This is a genomic window from Rhodococcus sp. 27YEA6 (assembly GCF_044908235.1).
Lineage (GTDB): Bacteria > Actinomycetota > Actinomycetes > Mycobacteriales > Mycobacteriaceae > Rhodococcus_F > Rhodococcus_F qingshengii.
Genome location: NZ_JBIYCY010000007.1, coordinates 212,645 through 226,220, shown reverse-complemented (window position 1 = coordinate 226,220; position 13,576 = coordinate 212,645). Strand labels below are relative to the sequence as shown.

At 62.4% G+C, this 13,576-nt stretch carries 10 protein-coding genes; 3 read left to right on the top strand and 7 right to left on the bottom strand.

What is annotated here, in order from left to right:
* Nucleotides 1-5 precede the first annotated feature (5 nt).
* Nucleotides 6-1,262 carry an MFS transporter gene (locus ABH939_RS19900; protein ID WP_003944384.1) on the top strand — a complete coding sequence of 419 codons (1,257 nt, stop codon included), beginning with the start codon at nt 6-8 and terminating at the stop codon, nt 1,260-1,262.
* Nucleotides 1,263-1,313: 51 nt separating this feature from the next.
* Here the strand turns inward: ABH939_RS19900 and pyrE are convergent, their stop codons facing one another.
* From pyrE to ABH939_RS19870, 6 genes are all read right to left on the bottom strand, one after another.
* On the bottom strand, nt 1,314-1,847 hold the full coding sequence (gene pyrE / locus ABH939_RS19895; protein WP_003944385.1) for an orotate phosphoribosyltransferase: 534 nt from the start codon (nt 1,845-1,847) through the stop codon (nt 1,314-1,316).
* A gap of 74 nt (nt 1,848-1,921) precedes the next feature.
* Nucleotides 1,922-2,722 carry an SDR family oxidoreductase gene (locus tag ABH939_RS19890; protein WP_037131478.1) on the bottom strand — a complete coding sequence of 267 codons (801 nt, stop codon included), beginning with the start codon at nt 2,720-2,722 and terminating at the stop codon, nt 1,922-1,924.
* Between the two features lie 46 nt (nt 2,723-2,768).
* Nucleotides 2,769-3,656: a hypothetical protein gene (locus ABH939_RS19885; protein ID WP_003944407.1), complete on the bottom strand. Its 888-nt coding sequence runs from the start codon at nt 3,654-3,656 to the stop codon at nt 2,769-2,771.
* An 86-nt stretch (nt 3,657-3,742) separates the two neighbouring features.
* Nucleotides 3,743-4,714, bottom strand: coding sequence for a hypothetical protein (locus ABH939_RS19880; RefSeq protein ID WP_042452195.1), 972 nt, complete (start codon nt 4,712-4,714; stop codon nt 3,743-3,745).
* A 158-nt stretch (nt 4,715-4,872) separates the two neighbouring features.
* On the bottom strand, nt 4,873-7,425 hold the full coding sequence (gene clpB, locus ABH939_RS19875) for an ATP-dependent chaperone ClpB (protein ID WP_007726750.1): 2,553 nt from the start codon (nt 7,423-7,425) through the stop codon (nt 4,873-4,875).
* Nucleotides 7,426-8,143: 718 nt separating this feature from the next.
* Nucleotides 8,144-9,982 (bottom strand): DUF262 domain-containing protein, encoded by a 1,839-nt coding sequence (locus ABH939_RS19870; protein WP_134998291.1) that lies wholly within the window; start codon nt 9,980-9,982, stop codon nt 8,144-8,146.
* A gap of 249 nt (nt 9,983-10,231) precedes the next feature.
* On the opposite strand from ABH939_RS19870, the gene ABH939_RS19865 reads away from it, so the two are divergent.
* Nucleotides 10,232-11,428 carry an FAD-binding oxidoreductase gene (locus ABH939_RS19865; RefSeq protein ID WP_217018515.1) on the top strand — a complete coding sequence of 399 codons (1,197 nt, stop codon included), beginning with the start codon at nt 10,232-10,234 and terminating at the stop codon, nt 11,426-11,428.
* 16 nt (nt 11,429-11,444) lie between these two features.
* Nucleotides 11,445-12,191 (top strand): FAD-binding oxidoreductase, encoded by a 747-nt coding sequence (locus tag ABH939_RS19860; protein WP_003944435.1) that lies wholly within the window; start codon nt 11,445-11,447, stop codon nt 12,189-12,191.
* Between the two features lie 3 nt (nt 12,192-12,194).
* Here the strand turns inward: ABH939_RS19860 and ABH939_RS19855 are convergent, their stop codons facing one another.
* Complete coding sequence (locus ABH939_RS19855) at nt 12,195-13,355, bottom strand: globin domain-containing protein (RefSeq protein WP_054781177.1); 1,161 nt, start codon at nt 13,353-13,355, stop codon at nt 12,195-12,197.
* Nucleotides 13,356-13,576 lie beyond the last annotated feature (221 nt).

The following is a 13,576-nucleotide window of genomic DNA, read 5'->3' as shown; positions in this document are numbered from 1 at the left end:
AGGAGGTGGCCGTGAGCAACACGACCGCGACATCAACGCACCAGAACGAGGCTCCGCCGAGCCTCCTGAAACAACCGAAAGCGGTGTGGGCGGTAGCCTTTGCCAGCGTCATCGCCTTCATGGGCATCGGATTGGTCGATCCGATCCTCAAGCCGATCGGCGAACAACTCGACGCCACACCGTCGCAGGTTTCGCTGCTGTTCACCAGCTACATGCTCGTCACCGGCGTGGCCATGCTCATCACCGGTGTGGTGTCCAGCCGCATCGGCGCCAAGAAAACACTTCTTGCAGGCCTTGCCATCATCATCGTGTTCGCTTCTCTGGCAGGCGCTTCCAGCACCATCGGCCAGATCGTCGGATTCCGTGCGGGCTGGGGACTCGGCAATGCACTGTTCATCGCAACGGCGCTCGCGGCAATCGTCGGCGCGGCCAGCGGCGGCGTGGCACGGGCGATCATCCTGTACGAGGCTGCATTGGGCATCGGTATCGCAGTCGGACCGCTGGTCGGCGGAGTTCTCGGTGACATCAGCTGGCGCGCACCGTTCTTCGGCGTCGCAGCCCTGATGGCGGTCGCCTTCATTCTCATCGTGGTGATGCTTCCGAGCGCACCCAAGCCCGAACACCACACGTCCATCGCTGCGCCCTTCCAGGCGTTGCGGCACCGCGGGCTACTCACCGTTGCCATCACCGCGCTGCTCTACAACTACGGATTCTTCACGCTGCTCGCGTACACGCCGTTCCCCCTCGACATGGGGGCGTACCCGATCGGATTCATCTTCTTCGGTTGGGGCCTGATGCTGGCGATCTCGTCGGTTTTCCTCGCCCCTCGCCTGCAACGACGCTTCGGCACCCTGCCGATGATGATGCTGGCACTGACCCTGTTCGCACTCGACCTAGGCATGATGGCGCTGTTCACCGAGAACAAGATCGTCTTGATCGTCGGTGTCGTCCTCGCCGGTTTGTTCCTCGGCGTGAACAACACACTCATCACCGAAACCGTCATGATCTCAGCTCCCGTGGAGCGGTCGACCGCCTCGGCTGCTTACAGCTTCGTTCGATTCGTCGGCGGCGCCGCTGCTCCGTGGGTAGCCGGCAAGCTCGGCGAATCCAACGTCCACATGCCGTTCTGGGTCGGCGCGGTGCTCACCCTCGCCGCCGTATTCGTCCTGTCGAGCGGACGTAAGGTTCTCGCTCACGTCGACGACCACGATCCCGCGCCGCACAGCGTCGACGAAGCACTCGCCGTCACCGTAGGCGACTGACCCCTGTGAGTGGTTGAGGAGTGCAGGGACTCCTTAACCACTCACGGGGCGTCAGCTCAGGTTCAGATCTTCCAGGCCCAGCAGCGAGCGGTACTCGACGCCCTCGGCACCGATCACCGCATCCGCACCCGTCGCGCGATCGACGACCGTAGCGACTCCGACCACGGTGGCCCCTGCCTCGCGCAGGGCCTTCACTGCTGTCAACGGCGAATTGCCCGTCGTGGTCGTGTCCTCGACAACCAGGACACGCTTGCCGACGATGTCCGGGCCCTCGATCTGGCGCTGCATCCCGTGGGCCTTCGCGGCCTTGCGGACGACAAACGCATCGATCGGTCGGCCGGGAGCGTGCATCACCGCCATGGCAACCGGGTCGGCGCCCATCGTCAAACCGCCGACGGCGTCGAAATCCCAGTCCGCGACCAGTTCACGCAGCAGCGAGCCGATCAGCGGCGCTGCCTTGTGGTGAAGTGTCGCGCGGCGAAGGTCGACGTAGTAATCGGCTTCCTTGCCCGAGGACAACGTCACCTTTCCGTGTACAACAGCCAATTCGCGCACCAGCGCAGCCAAATCCTCACGATCGCTCATGAGTGCTCAGCCTACCGACCACTGCCTTGTGTTCGGCTTCTGCCTCTGGGCTACGTCCGGCTTCCGCCTCTGGGCTACGTCCGCCCGCGGCCACGTCCGACGATGTTGGTCAGCCGGCGAACCAGCCCCTTGGGAACGAGACGCCCGGCCGTCGTGAGGACCTTGTACTGGAATCCCGGAATACTGATGACCTTGTCGTCACCGAGATCCTTCATCGACGCCGCAACCACCTGGTCGACGCTCAGCCACATCGGCTTGGGGATCGTGGACATCTCGATGCCCGCGCGCTCGTGGAACTCGGTGCGAATGAAGCCCGGGCACAGCGCCTGCACGCGCACTCCCGTCCCGGCCAACCCGCCGGACAGCCCTTCGGTGAACGAGATGACATAGGCCTTGCTTGCCGAATACGTCGAACCCCGCCCGGACAGCAGGCCCGCGACGCTCGCCACGTTGACAATCGTTCCGTGCGCCGACGCGATCATGCTGGGCAGCGCCGCACGGGTCAGCCGCATCACGGCGGTGACGTTGACGTCGAGTTGAGACTGAAGAAGCGCCGGATCGGCGGTCCAGAACTCGCCGGAGGTACCGAATCCGGCGTTGTTCACCAACACCTCGACGCCCTTCTCCAAACGAAGCGCGACCGTGTCGCGTCCGGCCTCCGATGCGAGATCGGCAACCAGAATCTCCGACTCGGTGCCGAACATCGTCTTCAACTCGGACGCGAGGTCGTGCAATCTGACCTCGTCACGTGCGACGAGAACCAGGTCGTATCCGAGGGAGGCGTATTTCTTGGCGAAACCGGCGCCGAGACCAGAGGTGGGCCCGGTCACCAGGGCAACGGGACGCACAGGGCGATCCGAGTGGGAAGTCGACATACCGGCCACGCTAGTGGTTATCGCGCCTGGACGGGAACCTTAAAGGTCAGTCGACCGGGCGAATTGTGCCCGAGCGCTGCGACGCCGGGCGCTGAGCCGGCTTGTCAGCCGCCTCGGGCTTGCGCAGCGATTGATCCGGACGTGGCGCAGATTCCCGCGGTGCGGGCTCACGCGGTGCGGACTCACGCGGGGCAAATTCACGCGGCGGAGCGTCACGGGGCGGCTGCTCTTGACGCGAACGGGGCTGTTCTACCGGATCCGGAGTTGGGCGAGACTTCTCGGCGCCCGGCCGCGGGCGGCTCGGATCGTGATCGACCTCGAGTTCGTTGGGATCGGTGACGGGAGGCAGGACATGCAGAATGCCGGACAGGCGCGCAACCGACTCGATTGCCGCGTCCCAGTCCCGGCCGTTACTGGTCACCGGAAGCGAACCGAGCGTCCACTGCCCTTCGCTCCACAGCATGCTGATCGACGGCGGAACCGATTCGGTGAACGCCACCATGCGCTGATCACAGACACGACGTGCGATCTCGAGATCGGTCGCGAAGACGACTCGTGAACCGATCGCACCCAACAGGTTCAGGTCGCCGTCCTTGGGCGGAGCCGTCGACTTCAACCGAAGATCGATGTCGACGTCCGACCCGATCTCGCGGCGAACAGCCACGATGGTTGCGGTCTCCTCCAGGTCGAACAGCACGAACTGCTCTCCGCGACGGCGGCCGCGGACGACGTCGGTAGCAGTGAGGTAGTCCTGCTTGGCCATGACCGCGCGGTGCCATTCGCCTGCCAGCTGATCGTCAGTGGCCGTGTACGTGTAACCCTGCGCCTTGGCCCAGATCTGACGCACTCGCCCGGATTGATCTCGCCTCGTCCTGTCGACGTACAGAAGCGCACCCGCGCCTGCGAGTGCAATTGCTGCCAGTCCGAACCACATTCCAGTCATCACCCTCCAGGGTAGCGACTCGCGGCCTCAACCTCCCGCGACACCCTGGTGGACTCGCCCGATGTGTCGTGAACGACTCAGTTGCCGAACTTCGGCAGCGACGTACTCAGAATCGTGTTGGCGGTCATCGTGCCGTTCTCCACCGGCGTGCCGTCGACGACGATGTTGTCTCCCGGTTGCAGATCGGCGATGGTGGCGCGGTTGAGCGCGATGAGCGTGGTGTCCGCTGTGGTCAGAATCGTCACCTGCGAACCCCCGATCGAATCGATGACCAACGTGCCGCCGTCGTTCGACTTCACGGTGCCGACGGCTCCCCCGGCGTCACCGATGACTTCGCCGAGCCCGCCTGGAAGCTGGCTGAGCGGAGAATCCGTCGTCGGAGTCGGCGCCGTGGTGCTGGCCTTCGGCGGTGTCGTGGTCGGCGCCTGCGTCGTGGTGGTCGGGGGAACGAAAGCGGTCTGGGTGCCCTTGTCGTTCGAGCCGAACGCCGAGAACGCGATGATCGCGATCACGGCGACCAGGATCCCGACCACACCGGCGGCCACCCACGTCGCGAGCTTGCGCTTCTTACCGCCGCCCGACGATCCATCGTCGATGAACGGCTGTTCCGGCGGAACTCCACCGCCACCACCGGCAACCGGATACTGCTGTGTATTTCCGTACTGCTGCGTGTTCCCGTACTGATCCGGGTTCCCGTACTGCTGAGCGGTGTACGGCGGATAGGCCTGCGTCGCACCAGGCGGCGGCGCCTGCGGATCGAACTGCGGGTTGTAGGCAGGGAACGCCTGAGTGGGATTCGGCTGCTGCCCCTGCTGCCCCAAGTACTCCGTGTTCTGATCCGGTCCGCCGTAGGGATACTGCTGTGCCCCCGGATACTGCTGTGCCCCGGGCTGCTGACCGAAATACTCCGTCGGCTGGTTCGGATTCTGGCCGGACACCGTCCCGTACTGCTCCGTCGGCTGGTCGGGCGTACGCCCCCACACCTCGGTCGCCTCGGGATCCTCACGGCGCGGCCCACCCGAGTTACGCGGATCGTTCTGATCGGTCATGCCTGGCTCACCTTCGGTTGGGACGAAAGAGCGTCGGAGTCGTTCGGAGAGGCGCGGGTGCACTCGTCCCCGGTTCGAGCATCCAGCCATCCAGGGTAGAACAAAATGCGAGTGCCCCGCCGATCCAAGTGGATCGACGGGGCATTCCGCTTACCGAATCAGGAGAGAACCAACTGATCCGCGTCCTCGCTGACACCGACGTGCACGGTGTCGCCGTCCTGGACCTTGCCGGCCAGGAGCAGCTTGGCGAGCTGGTCGCCGATCGACTGCTGAACGAGTCGACGCAATGGCCGAGCGCCGTACAGCGGGTCGTAGCCGCGCACTGCGAGCCACATCCGAGCCGCACCGTTCACCTCGAGGGTGAGACGACGCGCAGCCAGACGCTTCTGCAACTGCTCGAGCTGGATGTCCACGATGTGCTCCAACTGCTCCTCGGAGAGCGAGTCGAAGATGACCACGTCGTCGAGACGGTTGATGAACTCCGGCTTGAACGCATGGCGTACCGCATCCATGACCTGCTCCCGCGTGCCACCGGATCCCAGGTTGGAGGTCAGGATCAAGATGGTGTTGCGGAAGTCCACCGTGCGGCCTTGACCGTCGGTCAGTCGGCCTTCGTCGAGCACTGCGAGCAAGACGTCGAACACGTCGGGGTGTGCCTTCTCGACCTCGTCGAAGAGGACCACCGAGTACGGGCGTCGTCGAACTGCTTCGGTGAGCTGGCCACCGGCTTCGTAGCCGACGTATCCCGGAGGAGCACCGACGAGTCGGGCCACCGAGTGCTTCTCACCGTATTCGCTCATGTCGATGCGGATCATCGCGCGCTCGTCGTCGAAGAGGAAGTCCGCCAAGGCTTTGGCGAGCTCCGTCTTACCGACGCCGGTCGGGCCGAGGAACAGGAAGGAACCGGTGGGCCGATTGGGGTCGGCGACACCTGCTCGGGCGCGGCGAACCGCATCCGAGACGGCGACGACGGCGTCGGTCTGGCCGACGACGCGCTTGCCGAGTTCGGACTCCATGCGGAGCAGCTTCTCGGTTTCGCCTTCCATCATCCGGCCGGCGGGGATTCCGGTCCAGGCTGCGACCACGTCTGCGACGTCGTCAGGCCCGACCTCTTCCTTGAGCATCACGTCACCGTCGGAGGCAGCTCCGGAAGCGGCTGCTGCCTCTTCCAGTTCCTTCTCGAGCGCCGGGATACGGCCGTAGCGCAACTCGGCTGCCTTGCCCAGATCGCCGTCACGCTCAGCGCGTTCGGACTCTCCTCGCAGGGTTTCGAGCTGTTCCTTCAGCACGCGCACCGAGTCGATGGCCTGCTTTTCGTTCTGCCAGCGGGTGCTGAGCTGATTGAGCTTTTCGCGGTCGTCCGCGAGTTCCTGACGCAGCTTCTCGAGCCGCGCCTTGGACGCGTCGTCGGTTTCCTTCTCGAGTGCCACTTCTTCGATTTCGAGTCGGCGAACCGTGCGTTCCACCTCGTCGATCTCGACGGGACGCGAGTCGATCTCCATACGAAGTCGCGATGCGGCTTCGTCCACGAGGTCGATGGCCTTGTCCGGCAGGAACCGCGACGTGATGTAGCGGTCCGACAGCGCGGCAGCCGCCACCAACGCGGAGTCGGTGATGCGCACGCCGTGGTGCACCTCGTAGCGCTCCTTGAGGCCGCGCAGGATACCGATGGTGTCCTCGACCGAGGGCTCACCGACGAGCACCTGCTGGAAACGACGCTCGAGTGCTGCGTCCTTCTCGATGTACTTGCGGTACTCCTCGAGTGTGGTCGCACCGACCAGCCGTAGCTCACCACGGGCGAGCATCGGCTTGATCATGTTGCCTGCGTCCATCGCGGATTCACCGGTGGCTCCGGCGCCGACGATGGTGTGCAACTCGTCGATGAAGGTGATGACCTGTCCGGCACTGTTCTTGATGTCGTCGAGGACAGCCTTGAGGCGTTCTTCGAATTCACCGCGGAACTTGGCACCGGCGACCATGGACCCGAGATCCAGGGACACGACGGTCTTGCCTCGCAGCGATTCCGGGACGTCACCCGCGACGATGCGTTGGGCAAGGCCCTCCACGATCGCGGTCTTGCCGACGCCGGGCTCACCGATGAGTACCGGGTTGTTCTTGGTACGACGCGAGAGCACCTGCACGACACGGCGAATCTCGGTGTCGCGACCGATCACCGGGTCGAGCTTGCCGCTACGTGCAGCTTCGGTGAGGTCGGTGGAGTACTTTTCCAGCGCTTGGTAGGTGCCTTCGGGCTCCGGGCTGGTGACGCGAGCGCTACCGCGGACGGTGGTGAAGGCTTCACGCAATGCGTCCTGGGTGGCGCCGTGCCGTACGAGCAACTGTGCGACGTCGGAGTCGCCGCCGGCCAGTCCGTAGAGGACGTGCTCGGTGGAGACGTATTCGTCGTCCATCTCGGTGGCGAGGTGCTGAGCAGCAGTGAGTGCCGCGAGTGCCTCACGCCCGAGTTGCGGGGTGGAGCTTGCGCCGGTTGTCTTGGGCAGGCGATCGACGATTGCCTGTGCTTCACGGTGTACGACCGTGGGGTCGACGCCTACAGCTTTGAGTAGTGGGGCAGCGATGCCGTCGGTCTGGTCGAGCAATGCGACCAGCAGATGGGCAGGCCGGATATCGGGGTTACCCGCCGACGACGCCGACTGCAGTGCAGCCGTCATCGCAGCCTGGGTCTTGGTTGTTGGTGTGAACGAGTCCACTTGTCACCTTTCTGGCGAAGTCGAACGGGAAGAGCCGCGACCGGTTGGTATTGCGACTGTGTCAATATGCTCAACGCGGACAAACTTGAGTCTATTCCGCTCAAGTTTGTTTTCGCCAGGCCGAGTTGGTTTCGTAGGTCACATTTTCGGTCTTAGTAGGCAGGACCCCGCAATCGAAACGGAAGTCCAGAATCGTGAATAATGTCGATCACAACTTGAAGACGTGTGAGATCCCGATCGAGTATTCGAGTCGCGGACTCTGAATATTTCAACTCAGTTCGGCAGCCGACCGGACCGGTATCACGCGTGCGTACGACCATGCACTGTTTCAGACAGGGGCCGGTTGACCGACGGAACTAATCCGACCGAACGAGCAGCCGACCTTACGTGCCCGCACCAGACGTCCAGGCTGTTAGACATAACTGACGGTTACGACATAGCTGAGTTTCACCTCAGCGCGGCAGCCCACCTCGAGCAAGGTGAGGTCCACCAGCAACGGGTTGGAGACGACGCTGATCCCCTCGACTTCAGCGACCAGATCAACGGCTATGCGGCCGTGAATACACCGCGCCAGCAGCCAACCAGAGGACAGACAACAACACGAAATAGGTCTATTCCAACCGAATATGCTTTGGCTAATGGTCTTTTCACAGATGAAAGAGGCCTGCATTCACATCGGGTGGTTCGCCAGGGCAACTCATGTCATCGCCCACCCAGATCACTCGGCTTCTTCTGGGAGTTCTTCAATCTCCGCCAATTGGAACTGAGCCGAGTCCTCTCCGGCATCGTGACCGACGTCCCGAGGCACCGCCTTTCCCATAGCTTTCTCCACCATGTCGCACAGGCGCGATCGCCGCTCGACGAAGTAGGCGTCGAAGTCATTGGAGCGAAGATGGGCTGCGGGCACAAGGTGAGCCTCCACCAGTTCGTCGAGCTTCGCCGAACCGATCTGCGCCTTCTTCTCGATCTGAGCCAGGTAGGCGGAGGGCGCCGCTCCCCCGATCGTGCGATTGGTGACAGCCGAGATAGCGGTCTTATTTACCACGCTCTCGCGATGTTCGTCGTCGATCTTGTTGTCGTTGCACCACTTCTTCGGAAAAATATGATGAATGTCAACAGCGAGGCTGACGTACTGCACCTTGTCCAAGGCCTTGTCTTCCATCCAGTCTCGGGCTTCGTTACCAAGCAAGAGCGCATAAATGCCCTTGTATGCCGCAGCTTGGCGCGTGCGAAGTGAATGGAGTCGAGACTCGACAAATGTCGCGTCGTTCACGCTGTTCGGCGTTGCGGCGCTGTCCAGTCCGCGCGCCCAGGCCGGTACCTGTTCGAGGTCGCGGACGAACCGGGTCTCGATAGCCCCGCCGTAGAGTTCGCCGAGGATTCCACACCAGAACCACCGGACAAGCTTCTCGCGAGGGCCGAACAAGTCAGCGTCGCTGCCCATGACAACCCGAATCGCCGCAAGTGGAACGAGTTGCTTCGGGTAGGGAAGAAAACGGGTGTCGAAGATGTGGCGGTCGGCGAGAAAGTCCGATGCCCAAATGAACGCCTCACGTAGCGGCCCTACCCATTCCAGGTACTCATCCAACGTCAGCTTCAGCACGTCCTCGCGCTTGGCAGAGATTGCCGGAGGCCGTGTACTGGTGTCGGCAAGGTTCCGTTTCCGTGTTGCAAGTAGCGTGACGGCTTGAAGGAAGTCCGTGTTCTCCAAACCCGCGAGGACCGGATATGGCACGAACTTGGCCTTCGACTCCTTCCAATCGTCGTTCAGACGAAAGTCAGTCCCATGCTCGGCAAAGTACGCAGCGTCACCGGCAAACGTAGCGGTCAGCAGTTCGAAGACATTCAGGGGCAGACCACCCACATTGACCTTCTCGAAAACTGTCGCTACGGCCGATTTGCTGGTATCCCTTCCGAGCTCGATCGCAGGAATGTTGTAGGAACCAGCTGGTTTCAAGATATCTGCGTTGAACCTTTTCGCAAGTTCACGGTCATCAAGACCAAACAGCCACGACATTGCGTCTCCAAACAGGAGACGCACCGGAAACAGGCCGCCGGCCTGCTCTTTCTCAGGTGTGGAAACGTCGCGAACGATGTCTTTGCCGAAGTTGGTCCGTTCGATGCCATCGCCAGGGACCGACAAGACCGCTTCATCGATGCGATCCTCGCCCTGCACGGCCAACTGCATGTCAATGTAATAGCGACGATTCATTAGCTTGCCGCGGCTGTCCATTGTGCGCACCACCCCATCCCCCGTAAGGGCCTGAGTGAGTGACGTCAATCGTTGTTGCCCATCGAGCAAAAGTAGATCAGCGGTGGTGCCGTCCGAAACGGACGTACCTTCGATCGGGCGCGGCTTGAAACGAATCTGATCGTTGCCGGTATTCAGCAGCATCACCACGCCAAGCGGGTGTCCACGCAAGATCGTCACGAGCAACTGACGGATCCGCTCGTCCTCCCACTTGTAGCCACGCTGGAAATCTGGGAGCTGAATCTTTCCGCTCGTGGTCCACTTCAGGTATTCGCTCAGCTCATACAGCGGTGTCTGAAATCCCATCGGCAAGTCTCCAACTCAGGCTAGGCGGCTATGTCATCGTCCCAGGGAGCGGGAGACAACCACCGAGAAGTTCAGGGAGGAGTATGTCATGACGCCTCCATTTGCTCGCCGATTCTTCGTCGACCAACGCTGCCTGCACGGCTGGTCGGTCAGAAACAGCAGCGTCGGATGCTCACCGAACACACTCGAAAAATAATGACTCAGGTCACATTTTCAGCCGTACTAGAATTGTGGCGAGAGTTGCAGCTGGTGCGAAAGGGGGATGGATTGGATCCGACAGTGATCGCCCGTCTGCAATCCAGCCTCGATTCTCTGACCGACGACGAAGAGAGCCGTGCGCACTTCTCGGCAGTGTTCTACACCGGCCTCTTTGCGGAACATCCTCTGTACCGCTCATTGTTCCCGGCCGGGATGGAATCGCAGGGCCACCGTTTCTTCAGAGCCATCGAGTTCGTCGTGAAGAATCTGCCCCAGCATCGCCGAATCCGGAAGTTCCTCACCCAACTCGGCCGCGACCACCGTCGCTACGGCGTCGAGCGTGAGCACTACGAGGCCGCCGGCGTCGCTCTGAAGCGTGCGGTTCGGTCGATGTACGGCACGAGCGCGCACAGCCGCTACAAGTGGACGCCGGATCTGGACGAGGCCTGGTCTCAGTTCACCGACCTCGTCGTCAGCACGATGGCCGACGGCGCCGAATCCGATACGACCCCGGCGCTCTGGGGCGCAACCGTGGTCAGCCACGAACGAGTCCTCGACGATCTGGCGATTGTTCGCCTCGAAGCCGACCCACCCATTCCGTACGGGGCGGGGCAATACGTAGGTGTTCAGATTCCCCAGCGCCCGAAAATGTGGCGGTATTACTCACCGGCGATTCCGACCAACCCTTTCGGTCAGCTCGAGTTCCACATCCGCAAGGTGTCGGGAGGATGGGTCAGCCCCGCGATCGTCAGCGAAACCAACGTCGGTGACCGCTGGGTCATGTCCACTCCCCTCGGCGGCCTCGAGGTCGACTTCACCAGCGACCGTGACGTTCTCATGATCGGGTCCGGCACCGGTATCGCTCCACTGCGGGCACAGGTGATGGAAATGTCTCAACGCGCGCACAACCCGCGCGTGCACCTGTTCGTCGGCGGCCGCTATCCGTGCGATCTCTACGACCTCGAAACCCTCTGGCACATCTCGCTCAGCAACCCGTGGTTGACCGTCGTGCCGGTTTCCGAAGAACCCGAAAACCCTTGGTGGCACAACGGACCGGTGCTCGAACCACCGTTCGGAATGCACAGCCGGCTGATCGGACCGATCGGAAAAGTGGTCGCGCAGTTCGGTTCGTGGGCCGACCGTCAGGTGCAGATCTCGGGGTCACCGTCGATGATCAAGACAACCGTCTACGCCTTGCGTGCCGGCGGAACTCCGCTCGACCAGATCCGGCACGACCCGCTCTACTGACTACAGGAGAACTTTCATGGCCCAGCGAACCTGGTCGAGCACAGTCGTCGAACATCACCGTCTCCGTGAGGATCTGGCGGTTGTTCGTCTTGTCGGCGACGTCGTCCCGTTCCGACCGGGCCAGTACGTCGACGTCAGCGTCCCGCAGAATTCGCGGTTGCTCCGTCGACTCTCCCCCGCACTGCCTCCCTCACACGACGGGAAGTTGGAGTTTCACGTCAAGACGGTTCCCGGTGGTTGGGTCAGCGGTTCGATAGTCAAGGACACCCAGCCTGGTGACGTCTGGCAGATCCTCGACCCGCGCGGCAACCTGTCCGTCGACGAGAACGGCCCCACCGTCATCATGGTCGCGGGCGGAACCGGTTTGGCCCCACTCCGGTCGATCATTCTCGATCTGGCTCAGACCCCGAACCCGCCGCAGGTGTACCTCTTCTTCGGTGGCCGAACGCTTCGTGATCTCTACGCTGCGGACATGCTGTGGCTGCTCGCCGACCAGTTTCCGTGGTTGCAGCCCATTCCTGTCGTCGAAGATCTCTCCGACGGCGGCCCGCCCGACGGATGGTTCGACCGGTTGAACGTCGACATCGGATTCGGCGACGATCATCTCATCGAAGGCACGCTCGCCGACGTCGTCGCGTCGTACGGTGCGTTCACCGAACATCAGGTCCTGGTGTGCGGATCGGCGGCCATGGTTCGGTCGACGCGTGATCGATTGATCGAGGCCGGAACGCCGGCCGAGGTCATTCAGTTCGATCCGTACTGACGGTCAGTACGTCGGGTCGTTGCGAACGGTGTCGACGTCGATGCCCACTGCGCGAAGCCTGAATTTGGTGCTGTTGACCATGGATTCGCTGCCTACGACCTGAATGTCGTAGCCCGCCCAGTCCCCGAACGAGGTCACGACCTTACCGACCTTGCCGACGATGCGCCGCTTCATGCCGATCGGCGGCAGTGGCTCCACTTCGGTGTGCCACCACGGATTCTCGTCTTCTTCGGAGACCGGGATGATCGTGAGCCACGGGTACTTCTCTGCCAGCTTCCACAGATGCGGAAGGTCGTAGAGATCGCACGGATGCTGTCCGGAGTAGAACAGTTGGACCTTGCGGGTGTTGCCGCGTCGGATCAGCTCGAGTATCTGAGCGCGCAGCGGAGCCACTCCGGTTCCCGACGCGATCATCAAAAGGTCCTTGGAGTTCTCCGGAATCCCCAAGGCGCCGATGGGCGAACCGACCACCCAGGTGTCTCCGACAGCGGTCTGGTTCACCATGACCGGGCTGACCCACCCGCCGGTGACCTGGCGGATGTGGAACTCGAGGATTCCGGTCCCGTCGTACGGCGTGGCCGGAGAGAGGTAGCGCCACATCCGTGGCCTCGCGGCGACCTGCACGCTGACGTACTGACCGGCGCGGTACTCCATCGTCTGGTCGAGTTGCAGCCGCACGACGGCGACGCCCTTGATGACCGGGCGGCATTCGATGACCGTGGCACTCCACGCGGGCGGACCGCCTTCCGCGTTGGCGGCGTCCATCATCGCTGCCGAGATGATCGCGAGCGCGTTGCGCCACGCGCTGTCGACCTCGTCTGTCCACATTTCGGCGCCACCGAAAGTCTCGAGTGCTTCGATCAGGGCATTGCCGACTGCCGTGTAGTGCTCGTCGGTGACGCCGTACTTACGGTGATCGCGGCCGAGCTGCGCGAGGTACTCGAGTATCGCGTCGGACTCGTCGAGGCGTTCGACGACGTGAGCGATAGCGCTGACAAGCCGGTCACGCTGCACATCCATCGCTGCCGGAAAGAACTCCCGGGTTTCGGGCGATCGAGCGAACAGGATCGAATAGAAGGTACGGGCGAGCCGTTCCGGACCATCTTCTACCGCAGCGACGGATTTGAAGCTCGACCGGACCAGAGAGATTGCTTGCGAATCCACGCTCATCCTCGTCCCGACTAGACGCGGCAAGACCCGCCGCGGAATTTCGTCTGCAGCTTATGTCACAAATGTCTGACTCGTAAATCATTCTGGACAAGTGTCACAATGCGACCCCATTTCGCGGTGTGACCGTCCCTTTCTTATTCTTGCGTGCAAGATAAACAAGAGCTTCGACACTCTCGATCGCCGAGCTAACGTTCAGCGAAATCTCAACCAGCCAA

What these genes read in the sequence shown, in the direction of transcription:
- pyrE (WP_003944385.1), bottom strand. Translation starts at nt 1,847, where the DNA reads ATGAGCGATCGTGAGGATTTGGCTGCGCTGGTGCGCGAATTGGCTGTT.
- ABH939_RS19890 (WP_037131478.1), bottom strand. Translation starts at nt 2,722, where the DNA reads ATGTCGACTTCCCACTCGGATCGCCCTGTGCGTCCCGTTGCCCTGGTG.
- ABH939_RS19885 (WP_003944407.1), bottom strand. Translation starts at nt 3,656, where the DNA reads ATGTGGTTCGGACTGGCAGCAATTGCACTCGCAGGCGCGGGTGCGCTT.
- ABH939_RS19880 (WP_042452195.1), bottom strand. Translation starts at nt 4,714, where the DNA reads ATGACCGATCAGAACGATCCGCGTAACTCGGGTGGGCCGCGCCGTGAG.
- ABH939_RS19870 (WP_134998291.1), bottom strand. Translation starts at nt 9,982, where the DNA reads ATGGGATTTCAGACACCGCTGTATGAGCTGAGCGAATACCTGAAGTGG.
- ABH939_RS19860 (WP_003944435.1), top strand. Translation starts at nt 11,445, where the DNA reads ATGGCCCAGCGAACCTGGTCGAGCACAGTCGTCGAACATCACCGTCTC.